This is a genomic window from Picosynechococcus sp. PCC 7117 (assembly GCF_001693275.1).
In the GTDB taxonomy this organism is placed as follows: Bacteria; Cyanobacteriota; Cyanobacteriia; order Cyanobacteriales; family MRBY01; genus MRBY01.
On sequence record NZ_CP016477.1, the window covers coordinates 1490117 to 1508377 of the forward strand.

Below are 18261 nucleotides of genomic sequence, written 5' to 3' on the forward strand. Positions count from 1 at the left end.
ACATCTCCGGGTTGTGTGGTTAATATAGTTAAGCGCGGTTGAGAGAGACGCACTGGACCGCCGCCCCGAACCGAGACAAAAGAATAGAATTTGAAAGTGACTATCCGCCCCCTTGTTTTAAACAAGATTATAACAAGTGAGCTGGTTGAGATTGAAACAATCGATACCAAGGAACTTAGTTAAGGATAAAGAGAGCCTTAAAAAACATCTCTTGCTAAAGACGAATGAAAATTCTAACGAATGAGTAAGGAATCTAATATGGAGAGTTTGATCCTGGCTCAGGATGAACGCTGGCGGTATGCCTAACACATGCAAGTCGAACGAAGCCTTCGGGCTTAGTGGCGGACGGGTGAGTAACGCGTGAGAATCTGCCTTCAGGACGGGGACAACAGTTGGAAACGACTGCTAATACCCGATATGCCGAGAGGTGAAATCTTTTTTGGCCTGAAGATGAGCTCGCGTCTGATTAGCTAGTTGGTGGTGTAAGGGACCACCAAGGCGACGATCAGTAGCTGGTCTGAGAGGATGAGCAGCCACACTGGGACTGAGACACGGCCCAGACTCCTACGGGAGGCAGCAGTGGGGAATTTTCCGCAATGGGCGAAAGCCTGACGGAGCAATACCGCGTGAGGGAGGAAGGTCTTTGGATTGTAAACCTCTTTTCTCAGGGAAGAATATTGACGGTACCTGAGGAATAAGCACCGGCTAACTCCGTGCCAGCAGCCGCGGTAATACGGAGGGTGCAAGCGTTATCCGGAATTATTGGGCGTAAAGAGTCCGTAGGTGGTCATGCAAGTCTGCTGTCAAAGCCCACAGCTTAACTGTGGATCGGCGGTGGAAACTGTGTGACTTGAGTACGGTAGGGGTAGAGGGAATTCCCAGTGTAGCGGTGAAATGCGTAGATATTGGGAAGAACACCGGTGGCGAAAGCGCTCTACTGGACCGTAACTGACACTGAGGGACGAAAGCTAAGGTAGCGAAAGGGATTAGATACCCCTGTAGTCTTAGCCGTAAACGATGGATACTAGGCGTTGTCTGTATCGACCCGGACAGTGCCGAAGCTAACGCGTTAAGTATCCCGCCTGGGGAGTACGCACGCAAGTGTGAAACTCAAAGGAATTGACGGGGGCCCGCACAAGCGGTGGAGTATGTGGTTTAATTCGATGCAACGCGAAGAACCTTACCAAGATTTGACATCCCGTGAATCTTGCAGAGATGCGAGAGTGCCTTCGGGAGCACGGAGACAGGTGGTGCATGGCTGTCGTCAGCTCGTGTCGTGAGATGTTGGGTTAAGTCCCGCAACGAGCGCAACCCTCGTCCTTAGTTGCCAGCATTAAGTTGGGCACTCTAGGGAGACTGCCGGGGACAACTCGGAGGAAGGTGGGGATGACGTCAAGTCATCATGCCCCTTACATTTTGGGCTACACACGTACTACAATGGTCGGGACAAAGGGCAGCAACCCCGCGAGGGCAAGCGAATCTCATCAAACCCGGCCTCAGTTCAGATTGCAGGCTGCAACTCGCCTGCATGAAGGAGGAATCGCTAGTAATCGCAGGTCAGCATACTGCGGTGAATCCGTTCCCGGGCCTTGTACACACCGCCCGTCACACCATGGAAGCTGGCAACGCCCGAAGTCGTTACTCTAACCGTTCGCGGAGGAGGGCGCCGAAGGCAGTGCTAGTGACTGGGGTGAAGTCGTAACAAGGTAGCCGTACCGGAAGGTGTGGCTGGATCACCTCCTTTTAGGGAGACCTAACCTACTGAAGTTTGAAAGCAATCAGCAAATAGAACGCAGTAAGGTCATCTCGAAGGTCGTGCGAGGGGGAGGAACGGGAGTCACTTTCAAATTTAGGTTCGTGGACATGGGCTATTAGCTCAGGTGGTTAGAGCGCACCCCTGATAAGGGTGAGGTCCCTGGTTCAAGTCCAGGATGGCCCACTTATCAACCGTTGATAATCATCAATTGTTGATACCAATGGGGGTATAGCTCAGTTGGTAGAGCGCCTGCTTTGCAAGCAGGATGTCAGCGGTTCGAGTCCGCTTACCTCCACCAAAACCACGAAATAATGAAACAATCTCAGCATCAACACCACAGTCTAAGAAAAAAGACGAAAGATGTTGTTGAATGCTGAAAGAGATTTCAGCAAAGCACCTTGAAAACTGCACAAAAAAATATTAGATAGTCGAAATAATAGCTAGGTAGGAAAGTACGAAAGTACAAACAATCCAAAAATAGCCAAGAGTCTGACCTCGAAAAAAAGGTCAAGCTACAAAGGGCTAACGGTGGATACCTAGGCACACAGAGGCGATGAAGGACGTGGTTACCGACGATATACTCCGGGGAGCTGGAAGCAAGCATTGAGCCGGAGGTTTCCGAATGGGGCAACCCTAAATACAGCCATCTGAATATATAGGATGGTATGAGCCAACTCAGCGAATTGAAACATCTTAGTAGCTGAAGGAAGAGAAAGAAAAATCGATTCCCTTAGTAGCGGCGAGCGAAGCGGGAAGAGCCTAAACCAACTGCTTAGGCGGTTGGGGTTGTGGGACAGTGATGTGGACTATAGAGGTTAGACGAAGTAGTTGAAAGCTACACCAAAGAAGGTGAAAGTCCTGTAGTCAAAAATCAAAGTAGCCTAACTGTATCCCGAGTAGGCCGGAGCACGTGAAATTCCGGTTGAATCAGCGAGGACCACCTCGTAAGGCTAAATACTACTGTGTGACCGATAGTGTAAAAGTACCGCGAGGGAAAGGTGAAAAGAACCCCGGGAGGGGAGTGAAATAGAACATGAAACCGTTAGCCTACAAGCAATGGGAGGACGATTTAACGTCTGACCGTGTGCCTGTTGAAGAATGAGCCGGCGACTTACAGGCTGTGGCAGGTTAAGGTGAAAAGCCGAAGCCAAAGTGAAAACGAGTCTGAAAAGGGCGTTAGTCACAGTTTGTAGACCCGAACCCGGGTGATCTAACCATGGCCAGGATGAAGCTTGGGTAATACCAAGTGGAGGTCCGAACCGACTTCTGTTGAAAAAGGAGCGGATGAGCTGTGGTTAGGGGTGAAATGCCAATCGAACCCGGAGCTAGCTGGTTCTCCCCGAAATGTGTTTAGGCGCAGCGGTTGGTTTCCTTGCATGGGGGTAAAGCACTGTTTCGCTGCGGGCTGCGAGAGCGGTACCAAAGTGAGACAAACTAAGAATACCATGTAAAATTCAGCCAGTAAGACGGTGGGGGATAAGCTTCATCGTCGAGAGGGAAACAGCCCAGACCGCCAGCTAAGGTCCCAAAATACTTGCTAAGTGATAAAGGAGGTGGGAGTGCATAGACAACCAGGAGGTTTGCCTAGAAGCAGCAATCCTTGAAAGAGTGCGTAATAGCTCACTGGTCAAGCGCTCCTGCGCCGAAAATGAACGGGGCTAAGCAAGTTACCGAAGCTGCGGACTCGAAAGAGTGGTAGGGGAGCGTTCTATATGGTGTGAAGCATTAGCGGTGAGCAGATGTGGACTGTATAGAAGTGAGAATGTCGGCTTAAGTAGCGAAAATATGTGTGAGAATCACATACCCCGAAACCCTAAGGGTTCCTCCGGAAGGCTCGTCCGCGGAGGGTTAGTCGGGACCTAAGGCGAGGCCGAAAGGCGTAGTCGATGGACATGAGGTTAATATTCCTCAACTCCTATGTGGGAGCATAACTATGACGCATGAAAGATAGCTACACCCTGAATGGATTGGGAGGAGACTACGGTCTCCGCGTAGTAAAGGATAGTGCCTAGAAAAGCTAGTTATGTGTTGAAAGCATAAGACCCGTACCCGAAACCGACACAGGTAGGGTGGTAGAGTATACCGAGGGGCGCGAGGTAACTCTCTCTAAGGAACTCGGCAAAATTGCTCCGTAACTTTGGGAGAAGGAGTGCCAGCGAGAGCTGGTCGCAGTGAAGAGGCCCAGGCGACTGTTTACCAAAAACACAGGTCTCTGCAAACTCGTAAGAGGACGTATAGGGGCTGACGCCTGCCCAGTGCCGGAAGGTTAAGGAAGTTGGTTAGCTTAGGCGAAGCTGACGACCGAAGCCCCGGTGAACGGCGGCCGTAACTATAACGGTCCTAAGGTAGCGAAATTCCTTGTCGGGTAAGTTCCGACCCGCACGAAAGGCGTAACGATCTGGGCACTGTCTCGGAGAGAGGCTCGGCGAAATAGGATTGTCTGTGAAGATACGGACTACCTGCACCTGGACAGAAAGACCCTATGAAGCTTTACTGTAGCTTGGTATTGGGTTCGGGCTTTGTTTGCGCAGGATAGGTGGGAGACGTTGAGATTACTCTTGTGGGAGTAATGGAGTCACTGGTGAGATACCACTCTAACAAGGCTAGAATTCTAACTTTAAACCGTGAAGCCGGTGAAAGGACAGTATCAGGTGGGCAGTTTGACTGGGGCGGTCGCCTCCTAAATGATAACGGAGGCGCACAAAGGTTCCCTCAGGCTGGTTGGAAATCAGCCATCGAGTGCAAAAGCAGAAGGGAGCTTGACTGCGAGACCTACAAGTCAAGCAGGGACGAAAGTCGGTTTTAGTGATCCGACGGCGCTGCGTGGAAGGGCCGTCGCTCAACGGATAAAAGTTACTCTAGGGATAACAGGCTGATCTCCCCCAAGAGTTCACATCGACGGGGAGGTTTGGCACCTCGATGTCGGCTCATCGCAACCTGGGGCTGAAGTAGGTCCCAAGGGTTGGGCTGTTCGCCCATTAAAGCGGTACGTGAGCTGGGTTCAGAACGTCGTGAGACAGTTCGGTCCATATCCGGTGCAGGCGTAAGAGCATTGAGAGGAGTCTTCCTTAGTACGAGAGGACCGGGAAGGACGCACCGCTGGTGTACCTGTTATCGTGCCAACGGTAAACGCAGGGTAGCCAAGTGCGGAGCGGATAACCGCTGAAAGCATCTAAGTGGGAAGCCCACCTCAAGATGAGTGCTCTCATGGAGTTAATCCAGTAAGGTCACGGGAAGAACACCCGTTAATAGGCATTAGGTGGAAGTGTGGCAACATATGGAGCCGAGATGTCCTAACAGACCGAGGGCTTGTCCTTAAACAGATGGTTAGACTAAGTATTTCGATGAACTAATAAGTATTTTGTGCAGTCTTGAGGGTGTGAGACCACACCACTGCTTGGTGTTTCTAGCATAGTGGAACCACACTGATTCCATCCCGAACTCAGATGTGAAACGCTATAGCGGCGACGATACCTGTGGGGTAGCCTACCGGGAAAATAGCTCAATGCCAAGCTTCTCTCTTTTATGAAAAACTGAATATCTTATTCTTCAACTTTATATTCTAATCAAAGCTCTCAATCTGAAAATTGAGGGCTTTATTTGTCGCGTAGAACTAGAGTGAAGCTGTCATGGTGGAAAGACAGCTTGTGATATTTTCTGAGTAACTGCGAGGTCTAAAAAATAAAGCTACTAATCATTCCACTGAGGAGAATAAAGCCAATCGTAACGTTCTCTTCGAAGAGTCGATTGTAGGCTTTGCGGGGAAGATTGGGTTTCCGAATTTTTAAGTATTGTTTAAACCAAAGACCGACAGCGATCGCCCAGGCGATACCGTAAATCAAAAGATTAATATTCAATGTTTTGCCTAGAATAGCAAGACAAGTCGCTGTTAAGACAAAGAAAATACCGACGGCTTCGGGGGCAAATTTACCAAAAAAAATAGCGCTAGAATTAATGCCAATTTTCAAATCATCATCCCGGTCGGAGAGAGCGTAGATGGTGTCAAAACCTAAAGTCCAGAAAACTGTTGCACCCCATAACAGCCAGGTTGCAGCAGTTAAATTTTGGGTCACAGCACTCCAACTAATGAGAACGGCAAAGCCCCAGGCGATCGCCAAAACAAGTTGCGGTACCGGGAAAAAACGTTTTGCTAGAGGATAAGCAATAATCACGGGCACTGCGGCGACGCATAACCAAAAACTAAGGGGATTCGTCCAGGGATTGAAATAAAACGCTAACCCAGCGGCACAGAGAAAAAAGGCGATCGCCGTAATAATTCCTACTTTGACCGTGAGAGCTTTAGAAGCGAGGGGGCGAACTTTTGTTCGTTCCACTTGGGGATCAATATCCCGGTCCCATAAATCATTCACAACGCAGCCCGCAGCACTGGTGGTAATTGCCCCAAGGATAATCACCAAGACCAGTTTCCAGTCAGGTCTGGCCTCAGCCGCTAAGAAGACGGCCCATAGGGCAGGAATGATTAGAATTAAGCGACCTGCCGGTTTATCCCAGCGTAATAAATAGATAATTTTTTTCCAGGTAGGCTCAGAAACCATAGATGTTCAACGAAGAGATGTCATAAAAAATCAGTAAATCGGAGGTAATCCTTAATAATAGAGAAGTCAGCAAAGATGACAGACATAAATCTATGGCTACTTCCGTCTATCAGCTTAAAACGAAATCCACTCAATTTGCGAATGTCACCCAAGGGGAAGACTGTACCCTAGCAGCGATTGATATCGGCACCAACTCAATTCATATGGTGATCGTCAAAATTCAACCCAGCCTGCCCGCATTTACAATTGTGGCCCGAGAAAAAGATACGGTGCGCCTCGGTCATCGCGATCGCCTCACGGGGAACCTGACGGAAGCCGCCATGGATCGTTCTTTAAATGCCCTCCGCCGTTGTCAGGATCTAGCGACGAGTTTTCAGGTAGATTCTTTAGTAGCGGTGGCAACCAGCGCCGTGCGAGAAGCCCCCAACGGTCGAGAATTTTTACAACGGATTGAAGCAGAACTAGGCCTAGAAGTTGATCTAATCTCCGGCCAAGAAGAAGCGCGCCGTATCTACCTCGGTGTTTTATCAGCCGTTGACTTTAACCAACAACCCCATGTCTTAATTGATATTGGGGGCGGTTCGACAGAAATTAGCCTGGTAGAAAGCCATGAAGCACGGTTTCTTAGCAGTACGAAAGTAGGAGCGGTGCGGTTAACCCAAGATTTTGTGAATACTGATCCGATTAGTAACCGAGAATTTGCGGCCCTACAAGCTTATATTCGGGGGATGTTAGAGCGTCCCATTGAAGAACTACAAGAACATCTTCTCCCGGAAGAACAGGTACAAATGATCGGTACCTCTGGCACCATTGAAACCTTGGCAGCAATGCACGCGATGGCTGATTTGGGAAGCGTGCCGAGTCCTCTTCATGGCTACACGTTCTCGCGTCAAGACTTGGGCAAATTGATCCAACAGATGCGGGAGCTTAATTGTCGGGAGCGCTCAAATTTACCAGGGATGTCCGATAAGCGCGCAGAAATTATCCTGGCAGGGGCAATCATCCTCCAAGAAGCGATGGATTTGTTGCAGCTGAAGAAAATTACCCTCTGTGAACGGGCGTTGCGGGAAGGGGTGATCGTCGACTGGATGCTTTCTCATGGTTTGATTGAAAGTCGCCTGCAATACCAAAGTTCGATTCGGGAACGGAGTGTGATGGCGATCGCCAAAAAATATCGCGTTGATTTGGTCGCCAGTAAACGCACTGCCGTATTTTCCCTGAGTCTCTTTGATCAGCTCCAGGGGGGGCTGCACCAATGGGACACCGAAGCGAGGGAAATGCTCTGGGCGGCGGCGATTCTCCATAACTGTGGCCTTTACATTAGCCATGCGGCCCACCATAAACATTCCTACTATCTGATTCGTAATGCAGAGCTCCTCGGTTTCAATGAGACCCAATTAGAAATCGTCGCGAACCTCGCCCGCTACCACCGCAAAAGCAAGCCGAAGAAAAAACACGAAAATTATCAAAATCTCATCCACAAAGAACACCGACAGATGGTGAGTGAGTTAAGTGCGATCATGCGGCTCGCAGTAGCCCTTGACCGACGCCAGGTGGGGGCGATCGCCGAAATTCAGTGTGACTTCGATGCGAAACAGCGTTTACTCACCCTCAAGCTGACCCCAACCCATAGGGATGATGCCTGCGAACTAGAGCTCTGGAGTTTAAACTATAACAAGGAGATCTTTGAAGAAGAATTTGCAGTGACCGTGGCCGCCCATCTATGCCCCTAAACTCTTAAAATAGTTAATCCACGTTAATCTTTTCTTAAAATCCCTGTACCAATGCGGCGGCGATCGCCCCTGTGACTAGCCCAGATAGCCCCTTACTGCTACCCTTTAGAGAAGATTTCGTTTGTTTGACTACACTTTCTAAACTTTAAGAGAACAATTGTGGTTCTGAGTACTCCTAAAGCCGATCCGACCTCTGCTCCCTTTCCGACCCACCATGCTGCTAAGTGGCCGGGTCTGATTAATGCGTATCGCCAATATCTCCCCGTAACCGATAGCACCCCCGTGGTGACCCTCTACGAAGGCAATACTCCCCTGATTCCCATTCCCAGTATTGCCGCAGAAATCGGTCGTGGGGTGCAAGTCTATGCTAAATATGACGGCCTAAATCCCACGGGGAGCTTTAAAGACCGGGGCATGACCATGGCAATTACCAAAGCCAAGGAAGCAGGGGCCGAAGCCGTAATTTGTGCGAGTACTGGGAACACATCTGCCGCTGCTGCTGCCTATGCTAGACGGGCAGGTCTACGGGCATTTGTCCTAATTCCCGATGGTTATGTGGCCCTAGGAAAATTAGCCCAGGCTTTGTTATACGGGGCTGAAGTGATCGCCATTGAAGGCAACTTTGATAACGCCCTCAGCATCGTGCGACAAATGTCGGAAAATTACCCTGTAACACTGGTCAATTCTGTGAATCCCTACCGGCTCCAGGGTCAAAAAACCGCAGCATTTGAAGTGGTCGATGCCCTCGGTGAAGCGCCAGATTGGCTTTGTATCCCCGTAGGCAATGCAGGGAATATCACGGCCTATTGGATGGGATTTTGTGAATACCATGAACTAAATAAAGCGACGAAGCTCCCCCGGATGATGGGCTTTCAAGCGTCTGGTGCGGCACCGTTTATCCAGGGAGGGCCTGTCCATAACCCGGAAACCCTGGCAACGGCAATTCGCATTGGTAACCCGGTAAACTGGGACAAAGCCCATGGGGTGCAAGCGGCTAGCCAAGGGTCTTTTAATGCAGTGACCGACGAAGAAATTATCGAGGCTTATCGCAAGCTTGGGGCTAACGAAGGCATTTTCTGTGAACCTGCCAGTGCCGCCTCGGTGGCCGGACTTTTGAAAGTCAAAGATCAAGTGCCAACAGGAGCAACTGTGGTCTGTGTCTTGACGGGTAATGGTTTGAAGGATCCCGATGCGGCGATCGCCCACAGTTTATCAAAAGGGCAAACCGGAATTCCTGCAAATATGGCAGCGGTGGCTAAGGCAATGGGATTCTAGGCTGTAATTCAATCACTTCAACAAAACTGCGCCTGAATCTGCTGAGGATTTGGGCGTTTTTTTCGGCAACGAAGTAACAAGGCCATCATGTTAAGCTTGACTCCTTCTCAAATCGAACAACTCATCACCCACGCCCAGACCTGCTATCCGGAGGAGTGTTGTGGTCTGTTACTGGGGCAAAATAAAATAGTCCGGGAAATCTGGCCGACAGAAAATACTTGGACGCTGGCGTTTAGCCAAGCAATGCCGGAATTGCTCCCCCAAAATCCCCAGTCCCAGTCGCGCCATGACCGCTTTGCGATCGCCCCTGCCACGATTTTGAAGGCACAGAAATACGCCCGCGCCCAAGACCTAGCGATCATCGGCATCTACCATTCTCACCCTGACCATGCCGCAATTCCCTCTGAATATGACCGGGCGATCGCCTGGGATATTTATTCTTACCTCATTCTCTCTGTCCACCAGCGGCGCGTCGCCGACTATCGCAGTTGGCAACTCGATGGCGATCGCCAATTTCAAGAAGAGCCGATCCAGATTCAGCATTTAGATTCTGAATTCTTACAATAGAGCTAACTTTCCCCAGAGGCTTTCCCATGAGACACCAGCGTTGGTCACGTTTTGTGGTTCCCATCTTGTTTTATTTCGGTGCCCGTTTCGTCTTTCAGCAGACAGAACGACCAACCATTTCCTCGACAGCGAATCAGCCGGTCGCCCAACAGGAACGACCCCTCACCCCCCAACCCGTCAAAAATCCCAATACTGAAACCATCGAACAGCAGATTCATACCCAAATCAACGCCTATCGAGTCAGTCTGGGCCTAGAACCTTTAACGTTGGACTACCGGATTACGAATGAGTCCCGCAAATACAGTGCCAAAATGGCCTCCGGCGAAGCTAGCTTTTCCCATGATGGTTTTGACGAACGGGCCGCTAGCCTTGAAAAACAAGCTTTAAAATATGCCACCGTTGCCGAAAATCTCGCGCTTCTCCAAGGCTATGATGACCTTGCCACCGTTGCCGTAGAAGGTTGGATCGACAGCCCTGGCCATCACAAAAATATTATTGGCGACTTCGATCTCACAGGCATTGGTGTCGTTAAAAATGAAGAAGGTGTCTACTATTTCACGCAGCTTTTCCTCAAGCGCCGCTGAACAATCCCGTTGGAGTGGCTAATTACTGCTGACTTCTATCGATTGATCCTGGACATGGTGCGGGTTGTCGAGCAACTGTAATTCCGGCGTCCCTTGGGCAACGTTCAGCTCAAACCAAAACGTGGTACCAATGCCCACTTCACTGATGAGGTGAATCCGACTATTGTGTTTATCAATAATATTTTTCACGATTGATAACCCAAGCCCCGTGCCTTCGAGGGTATGCACACGATTTTCCACCCGGAAGAAACGGTCAAAAATTGCCTCTTGATCCTCTGGGTCAATGCCAATCCCTGTATCTGAAATTTCAATGCGCACCCGCTCTGGATCGTGGGGAACAGGATAGGCTCTCACGCTGACACAACCCCCTGCTTGGGTGAATTTGAGTGCATTCCCCACGAGATTTGTCAGCACCTGTAACAACAAATCATAATGACCCAAAATCATCGGTAGATCAGTTGCTAACTCATGGGTCAGGGTGATTTCTTTATCCCGGGCGTTAAGTTGGTGGGTTCTCAGGGTTTGCTCAATGGGTTGGGAAATATCCACTTCATCAAGGCGATAAACACGGGAAGATTCAAGGCGCGATAAATCTAAAACATCATTCACTAGACGAGTGAGGCGATCTGTTTCATTATTGGCGGTTTCGAGGAAATCTTGCCGCTGCTGTTCTGTCAAATCATCCCCATATTCATGGAGGGTCTCAATAAAAGACTTGATGTTAAAGAGTGGGGTGCGCAATTCATGGGAAACGTTACTGATAAATTGGCTTTTGGCCTTATTGAGCTCCGCTTCTTTGGTGATGTCTTGGACGGTAATCGCAATGCCCCGCACATTGATTTTGCTCTTATCCAGCACTTCAGTCAGCAAAATCCGAATCGTTGTGGCTTCTGCCACATTGTCCACCATATCTTCGAGGGTAATTTTGAATTCATTCCCCCGAATAATTTCTTCGGCATTGCCTTGGACAGCATGGTGCTCAATCAGGAAGTCTGAATCTAGGTTTTCGCCAGCGGCAATCTGATGGAGCGGCCGGGTAATTTGGGTGGTGACAGAGGCGGGTAAGTGGTGCAGGACAGTGGTGCCAATGATTGATTTTTCGTCCCAGTGAAAAATCTTGCGGGCCGTTGGGTTGGCCAAAATAATTTTTAAGTCTGTGTCGAGGAGGATGGCGCCATCGGCAATGGTGGTGACGAGGGTTTCGAGCTTGGCTTTTTCAGAGGTGAGTTCTTCGATATTTTGCTCTTCGTAGCTAGCAAGCCGTTCGGCCATTTCGTTGAAGTTTACGATCAGTTCACCGAGTTCCCCGCCAAAGGGAAGATCGATCCGTTGCTCGAAATTTCCGGCGGCAATATTTTTCACGCCATCGAGGAGTTCTTTGATGGGGCGGGTAATGGTCAAGGCGTTAAAGACACCACCGAGGATGACCATGACCCAAATAAAGACAAACACGGCGAGGGTAACATCCCGCGTCAGATTAGAAGAAGCAACAACGGTGGCATTGGGATTGATGCCCACCACAAGAATGCCTAGGTATTCGTCATTTTGGTGGAGGGGTACGAAGACATCTGTAATTTCGCCGTTGGGGGTTAAATGTTGCTTGGCAACGGGGAAAAATCCGGCGGGATTGTAATCGTCTGGTGGGGTAATGCGCCGTTCGATGGTGAGGCTGTTTTGGACTTCGGCTTCGGAGTAGGGAATACCGTAGACAATTTTGCCGTTGGGGTCGGCATAGATGAGGTAGCGGACGTTTTCGGTGCTGTTGTAAAAGCGATTGGTGAAGAGGGCGAGGTCAGAAAGATTGTGGTCGGCGACAAGGGGCGCGACGTTTGCTGCCAGTAAAAGGCCCAGATCGCTGCCGAAACGGGTGTCATTCAGGCGGGCATCTTGCTGGATTGAGTTCACCGCCCAAAAGGTAAAACCACTCATCAGCAGGGACACGGCGAGGGTGGCTGCAGCCATCAGTTTGGTCTGCAATGTGAATTCTGACCACCAGCGGGAAAGGATATTGCGGAGTTTGGTGATGAGGGTTAGCAAGGTGTTTTCGGGGGTGAACTTACCAGATCAAGTTTGCTTTATTAAATACAATGTAACGTTTTGTTGCAAGTTACGCTTTTTTGAGGCGGTGTCCAATGTCGCGACGATAGTACATTCCTGGGAACTGAACCTTGGGAACGGCCTGGTAGACATTGGCGATCGCCTGCTCAAAACTGTGACCACGGCAAACAATGCCAAGGACACGACCCCCATTGGTGACGAGGGTATCTCCTTCTAATTTAGTCCCTGCATGGAAAACTGTCGCACCTAGAGCTTCAGCTGCTTGGATACCTGTGATAATCTTGCCCTTTTCATAGGCACCGGGATAGCCTGCCGCCGCCGCCACGACGCAAACTGCACTACCGTCATACCACTGCAAAGGAGGCAGTTCAGCCAGGGTTTGATTAATGCAGGCGAGCATAATCTCATCGAGGGGTGTTTCGAGGAGGGGTAAAACCGCCTGGGTTTCTGGATCGCCAAAGCGACAGTTAAATTCCAGCACCTTAACCTCGCCATCTGGTGCAACCATGAGACCTGCGTAGAGAATCCCCCGGTAATCAATGCCGCGATTTTGTAAAGTTTTGAGAGTGGCCTCCAGAACATCGGTTTGGACTTGGGCCATGATTTCGGTGGTGGCGATGGGCGTTGGGGCGTAAACCCCCATGCCCCCGGTATTTTCCCCGGTATCTCCTTCGCCAATTTGTTTGTGGTCTTGGGAGGGCAGCAAGGGGCGGATCGTCTTCCCATCGGTGAGGGCGAGGACAGAGACTTCCTGACCCACGAGAAATTCTTCGACGACCAAGGTTTTGTACCCTTCGGCCCAGAGGCGATCAACGGCGTTTAAGGCTTCTTCTAAGGTTTCCGCGACGATCACCCCTTTTCCAGCAGCGAGACTATCGGCTTTGACAACGATGGGGGCGCCTTGGGTTTTGATGTAGTCCTTTGCGGCTTGGGGATTGTTAAAAGTGCCAGCGGCGGCGGTGGGAACCCCTGCTTCGTTCATTAAGTCCTTGGCCCAAGCTTTACTGGCTTCAATGATTGCGCCATCTTTTTTCGGGCCGAATACGGGAATCTTGCGTTCTGAGAGAAAGTCAGCGAGGCCGAGGGAAAGGGGGACTTCTGGGCCGACGGCAACAAAGACAATGTCGTGGTCAGAGCAGGCTTGGGCAATCCCCGCAAAGTCATCCACAGCAATAGGTAGATTTTGGCAATTTTTTAACAGAGCGGTGCCGCCATTACCGGGAGTACAAACGACTTTCTGGACGTTGGGAGATTGGAGCAGTTTCCAGGCGATCGCATGCTCTCTGCCGCCGTTACCCACCACGAGTACATTCATTGTTACTAATTCAACCTTTGTTAATTGATCAATCTTTTATTCTATCGGAAGAGATTCCCCCATTGGAGGCTATGGTAAAGTTCTGGCAATGGTGAGGGCAGACAAAATGAACTTTGGCAAAATATTTTTGGGTTAGCCCAGTGATAGATCATAAAAGTGACCGTCAAAGATTTTTTAAAAAGCATTTTTTATCGGGCATAAGTCTCGTCATTTGTGCGGTGGCAGTGGGGGTGATTTGGCAGGAATTTCGACGTATTGATTGGCCCCTTGTCTGGGAAAATTTGAATCACCTTTCTGGAGCTCAGTTAGGACTAGCAAGCTTTTTTGTGGTGTGTAGTTATGGGGCGATCGCCAATTATGATCTTTTGGCATTTCGATATCTCCAAAAAACTTTAGATACCTATAAAATCGCCTTTACAGGGTTGATCACCTATGCCATTAGTCCAAACGTGGGTTTTGCGTTTCTGTCGGGGAGTATGTTGCGCTATCGCCTCTATCGTCAGTGGCAAGTGTCCCATTTAGAAATTGCTCAGGTTATTGCCTTTACCAATTTAAGTTTGTGGGTCGGGTTATTGCTCATTAGTGGCATTATTTTTACGATTTTTAAGTTTCCCCTACCAACGGGGATTCAATTGCCTTTTTTTGCAAAATCATTACAGGGATTTGGGATTCTTTGTTTAGGAATTAGTGCTTTATATGTGCTGGGTTCTTGGGTATTTAAAAAGCCATTGCAGTGGCGTAATTATCAGTTTAAATTTCCTTCATTAAAACTTTCTCTTCAGCAGGTTCTTGTATTTAGTTTGGATTGGGGATTTGCCGCTCTAGCACTGCATTCTCTGTTAGCGCCACCCTTCAATTATCCTGTTTTTTTCGGAGTTTATGTACTAGCGATGGTCGCCGGCTTAGTGAGTACAATTCCCGGTGGTTTGGGGATTTTCGAGACGGTGATTCTCTTTTTCTTGCAAGACACCCAGCCAGAGGAGGTCATTTTAGCCACCTTAATTGTTTTTCGGGGTCTGTACTATTTATTGCCCTTTGCGATCGCCGTTGCTGCTTTACTATTGTTTGAATATCGCCAAACCCGTAAACCTAAGCAGTTCTAGGTAGGGAATCTGGTACTGCCCAGGCAGCTAGGTCTAAATTTTGGGTAAAAATCTCGTCAATGGGTAGTAGTTCTCCCGTGGTGGTAAGGAATTTATGGTCTGGGGTCGCCCGAATCATTTGGCCATTTTCCAGTTCATATTCATACAAAAGGCGATCGCCTCTGTTGTGCCACTGTTCAATGGGTTGCGTGTAAATTAATCCTTGAGCGTCCACACTATAAACCTGGCAGAGCAATTCCTGTTCCACAATGGTCTGGATCGGCAGCACCCCATATTCCACCGTAACAACAGGTGTGTCCCCGGCGAGGCAATATTCCGCAAATTTCACCATCTGGTCGAACAAATCCCTGGCGATCGCCTCCGAAACCCCATTGGTCGCCGCCCCCTCCACGAACTTAGCTTCATGTTTTTTCATTTCGTCAATTTTCTTTTTCCCCATCGCCCGCCGCAGCAGATCCGCTTCCCCGAGGGAATAGCCCGCTAAATCCTGGGCCATTTTCATAATCTGTTCCTGGTAAACCAACACCCCATAGGTTTCATTCAAAATCGACTGCAAAAGCTCGTGTTGATATTCGATCTTTTCGACGCCGTGTTTGCGGTTAATAAAAATCGGAATTAAGCCCGCATCCAAGGGGCCAGGTCGATAAAGGGCAAGAACAGAGGAAATGTCCTCAATGCCAGAAGGGCGCAGATCCTGCACAATTTTTTTCATGCCGTCGGATTCCAGTTGGAAGATCCCCTCTAGATCCCCCCGACCAAACAGATCATGGGTTTTATCAATATCACCCGGTAACTTTTTCGCATGGCCTTTACTGATGATTTCTAGGGCCTTGCGTTCATCGAGGGGTAACTGATCGAGATCCAGTTCCACGTGGCGATATTCCTTGATCAAATCCGCCGCTTTTTTGATGGTAGTGAGATTTTTTAGGCCGAGAAAATCCATTTTCAGCAGCCCCATCGCCTCCACATCTTCCATGTAATATTGGGTGATCACCGCCCCTTCATTGTTACGCTGGAGCGGTACCGCTTCATCTAAAGGTGTTGAAGAAATCACCACCCCGGCGGCATGAACCCCAAAGGTTTTGTTCGTGCCCTCGATGCGGATCGCCATATCGACCCAGCGGCGTACTTGGGGATCAGTTTCGTAGCGACGCTTGAATTCTGGTTCTGGCGTATCGTCGGAGATCATCACCTTCAGCTTTGCCGGTTTGCCCCGGGCCACAGGGATCATTTTTGCCATCATGTCCGCTTCTCCGTAGGGAATATCCAGCACCCGCGCCACATCTTTGAGCACGGCCTTGGAGGTCATGCGGTTAAAAGTAATAATTTGTGCGACCCGGTCTTCACCATATTTTTCGGTGACATATTTGATCATTTCGTCCCGCCGCTCGATACAAAAATCCGTATCAACGTCCGGCATGGATTTTCGTTCGGGGTTGAGGAACCGCTCAAACAGCAGACTGTGGTGAATTGGGTCAATATTCGTAATGCCGAGGGAGTAGGCCACGAGGGAACCAGCCGCAGAACCCCGCCCTGGCCCGACGGGAATATCATTGTCCCTGGCATATTTCACGTAATCCCATACCACGAGGAAGTACGTGGAAAATCCCATCTGCTGCATCATTTGCAGTTCGTATTCGAGGCGTTCTTTGTAGGTGGGATCGACTTCGGCCTGGGTTTTGCATTTGAGTCGTTTGAGGAGTCCGTCCCAGGTGACTGCCTCGAGGTAACTGTCAGCGGTGTGTCCCTCGGGGACGGGGTAATCGGGAATGCGGGGTTCCCCTAGGATTTTGTAAGGTTCGACCTTGGCGGCAACTTCGAGGGTATTGGCGATCGCCTGGTCAATAATCCCTGGGTCGAGGTGATCCCGAAAGAGTTTACGCATCTCATCGGCGGATTTGAGATATTCGGTGCCGCTGTAGCGGAGGCGCTTATCTTCGGTGATTAATTTTGCGGTCTGGATACATAGGAGGGCATCGTGGGCTTCCACGTCGTAGCAAGAAATGAAGTGGGAGTCGTTGGTGGCGATGATTTTAATGTCGAGTTCCTGGGCAATTTTGACGATCTCCACATTGACGATGCGGTCTTCCTGGGAGCCATGGTCTTGGATTTCGAGGTAATAGTCATCGCCAAAAATATTTTTGTACCACTTCGCCACTTCCCGCGCCCGTTGATATTCGCCCTTGAGGATACATTGGGGCACTTCCCCACCGAGACAGGCACTGGTCATAATCAGCCCTTCGTGGTGTTGCTCAATGAGTTCTTTGTTAATGCAGGGGCGGGCGAAAATCCCTTTGCCTTGAAAGCCCTTGAGGTGCGAAATGGTGGTCAGTTTCACCAGATTTTTGTAGCCCTGGGTATTTTTCGCCAGAACGACCTGATGGTACTTCTTAAACCGTTGGGTTTTGTCTTCGATGTCGCCGTTGATCACGTACATTTCGTTGCCAATGATCGGCTTGATCCGCTTATTGCGACAGGTTTTGAGCAGTTCAATCGCCCCGTACATCACCCCATGATCCGTTAAGGCGATCGCCGGCATTTTCAGTTCTTCGGCCCGTTTAATGAGGGGTTTAATCTGGGAAGCGCCATCGAGCAAACTGTAATCACTGTGGATGTGGAGACCGACAAAAGACATGGCGAGGGGGCACTCTAGTAGGGGAAGTAGACCCTCATTTTAGGCGATCGCCTTTCACTATGACGGGGGAAATGCCGGGATTATTCTAGGGGAACATCACCATAGATTTCCTGGAGGGGAGCATTCAGATTTAGGGCTTCGATGTGGGCGATCGCCTCTAGACCTTTATAGGTTTGTAGAAGCCAGATATCAGCTTTTTGGCGACGAAAACATTCCACCAGGTATTGATCCACATTGATGAGGAGATACTCTTGCAGACTGGGAATTTCCCGGTAAAACTCGAACTTGCGCCCCCGATCAAAGGATTCTGTTGAGGGGGAAAGCACTTCTACAATCACCGTGGGGAATTGAATATAGCTGAGTTGTGGCTCGTCTCGCTGGTCACAGGTGACAACTAGATCTGGATAGAAAAAACGACGGCGATCGCCCACATTAACTTTCATATCCGAGATGTAAGTCCGACAGCCCGCAGCCCGGAGTCCATTTTTCAAGAGAATTAAGAGATTACTACTGATCAGATTATGATTGCCCGTGCCCCCAGCCATGGCGTAAATTTCACCATCGATATATTCATGCTTAATTTCGCTCGTTTGCTCAAGGGCTAAATATTCTTCTGGAGTGAGGGGTTGGTAGTCAGAAAGGGCAATCATGGCAAATCTCAGTCAGCGCACCATTCCAT

10 protein-coding genes, 2 tRNA genes and 3 rRNA genes are annotated in these 18261 nt (G+C 49.5%); 10 read left to right on the plus strand and 5 right to left on the minus strand.

Annotated elements, in window-relative coordinates; genetic code table 11:
- Window positions 1-255: 255 nt before the first annotated feature.
- From AWQ22_RS07170 to rrf, 5 genes are all read left to right on the plus strand, one after another.
- Window positions 256-1744: ribosomal RNA gene (locus AWQ22_RS07170) — 16S ribosomal RNA — on the plus strand.
- 121 nt (window positions 1745-1865) lie between these two features.
- Window positions 1866-1939: transfer RNA gene (locus AWQ22_RS07175), tRNA-Ile, on the plus strand.
- Between the two features lie 39 nt (window positions 1940-1978).
- Window positions 1979-2054 (plus strand) — tRNA-Ala (locus AWQ22_RS07180).
- A 207-nt stretch (window positions 2055-2261) separates the two neighbouring features.
- Window positions 2262-5073 (plus strand): 23S ribosomal RNA (locus AWQ22_RS07185).
- Window positions 5074-5152: 79 nt separating this feature from the next.
- Window positions 5153-5270: ribosomal RNA gene (rrf, locus tag AWQ22_RS07190) — 5S ribosomal RNA — on the plus strand.
- Together the 16S, 23S and 5S rRNA genes with 2 tRNA genes alongside form the textbook arrangement of a ribosomal RNA operon.
- Before the next feature lie 160 nt (window positions 5271-5430).
- Here the strand turns inward: rrf and AWQ22_RS07195 are convergent.
- Window positions 5431-6312, minus strand: a complete 882-nt coding sequence (locus AWQ22_RS07195) for a 4-hydroxybenzoate solanesyltransferase (protein WP_065710628.1) — start codon at window positions 6310-6312, stop codon at window positions 5431-5433.
- Between the two features lie 92 nt (window positions 6313-6404).
- Between AWQ22_RS07195 and AWQ22_RS07200 the strand changes: the two genes are divergently transcribed.
- The 4 genes from AWQ22_RS07200 (at window position 6405) to AWQ22_RS07215 (ending at window position 10471) form a co-directional block, all read left to right on the plus strand.
- Complete coding sequence (locus tag AWQ22_RS07200; protein WP_065710629.1) at window positions 6405-8045, plus strand: Ppx/GppA phosphatase family protein; 1641 nt, start codon at window positions 6405-6407, stop codon at window positions 8043-8045.
- 165 nt (window positions 8046-8210) lie between these two features.
- On the plus strand, window positions 8211-9320 hold the full coding sequence (gene thrC / locus AWQ22_RS07205) for a threonine synthase (protein ID WP_065711667.1): 1110 nt from the start codon (window positions 8211-8213) through the stop codon (window positions 9318-9320).
- 87 nt (window positions 9321-9407) lie between these two features.
- Entirely contained in the window at window positions 9408-9887 is a 480-nt protein-coding gene (locus AWQ22_RS07210) for a Mov34/MPN/PAD-1 family protein (protein ID WP_065710630.1), read from the plus strand.
- Window positions 9888-9913: 26 nt separating this feature from the next.
- Window positions 9914-10471 carry a CAP domain-containing protein gene (locus tag AWQ22_RS07215; RefSeq protein ID WP_065710631.1) on the plus strand — a complete coding sequence of 186 codons (558 nt, stop codon included), beginning with the start codon at window positions 9914-9916 and terminating at the stop codon, window positions 10469-10471.
- A gap of 18 nt (window positions 10472-10489) precedes the next feature.
- Here the strand turns inward: AWQ22_RS07215 and nblS are convergent, their stop codons facing one another.
- A complete protein-coding gene (gene nblS, locus AWQ22_RS07220; protein WP_012307019.1) occupies window positions 10490-12508 on the minus strand; it encodes a two-component system sensor histidine kinase NblS in 2019 nt (672 codons plus the stop codon).
- 70 nt (window positions 12509-12578) lie between these two features.
- Entirely contained in the window at window positions 12579-13844 is a 1266-nt protein-coding gene (purD, locus tag AWQ22_RS07225) for a phosphoribosylamine--glycine ligase (protein ID WP_065710632.1), read from the minus strand.
- A gap of 218 nt (window positions 13845-14062) precedes the next feature.
- On the opposite strand from purD, the gene AWQ22_RS07230 reads away from it, so the two are divergent.
- Window positions 14063-14947, plus strand: coding sequence for a UPF0104 family protein (locus AWQ22_RS07230; RefSeq protein ID WP_232321529.1), 885 nt, complete (start codon window positions 14063-14065; stop codon window positions 14945-14947).
- Here the strand turns inward: AWQ22_RS07230 and AWQ22_RS07235 are convergent.
- Window positions 14934-17582, minus strand: coding sequence for a trans-splicing intein-formed DNA polymerase III subunit alpha N-terminal partner DnaE-N (locus tag AWQ22_RS07235; protein WP_065710634.1), 2649 nt, complete (start codon window positions 17580-17582; stop codon window positions 14934-14936). The genes AWQ22_RS07230 and AWQ22_RS07235 overlap by 14 nt on opposite strands.
- Before the next feature lie 80 nt (window positions 17583-17662).
- Entirely contained in the window at window positions 17663-18232 is a 570-nt protein-coding gene (locus tag AWQ22_RS07240) for a Uma2 family endonuclease (RefSeq protein WP_030007211.1), read from the minus strand.
- Window positions 18233-18261 lie beyond the last annotated feature (29 nt).

Bases quoted from the DNA above. Each gene is read 5' to 3' on its own strand.
- purD (WP_065710632.1), bottom strand. From the start codon at position 13,844: ATGAATGTACTCGTGGTGGGTAACGGCGGCAGAGAGCATGCGATCGCC.
- AWQ22_RS07195 (WP_065710628.1), bottom strand. From the start codon at position 6,312: ATGGTTTCTGAGCCTACCTGGAAAAAAATTATCTATTTATTACGCTGG.
- AWQ22_RS07235 (WP_065710634.1), bottom strand. From the start codon at position 17,582: ATGTCTTTTGTCGGTCTCCACATCCACAGTGATTACAGTTTGCTCGAT.
- AWQ22_RS07210 (WP_065710630.1), top strand. From the start codon at position 9,408: ATGTTAAGCTTGACTCCTTCTCAAATCGAACAACTCATCACCCACGCC.
- AWQ22_RS07200 (WP_065710629.1), top strand. From the start codon at position 6,405: ATGGCTACTTCCGTCTATCAGCTTAAAACGAAATCCACTCAATTTGCG.
- AWQ22_RS07240 (WP_030007211.1), bottom strand. From the start codon at position 18,232: ATGATTGCCCTTTCTGACTACCAACCCCTCACTCCAGAAGAATATTTA.
- AWQ22_RS07215 (WP_065710631.1), top strand. From the start codon at position 9,914: ATGAGACACCAGCGTTGGTCACGTTTTGTGGTTCCCATCTTGTTTTAT.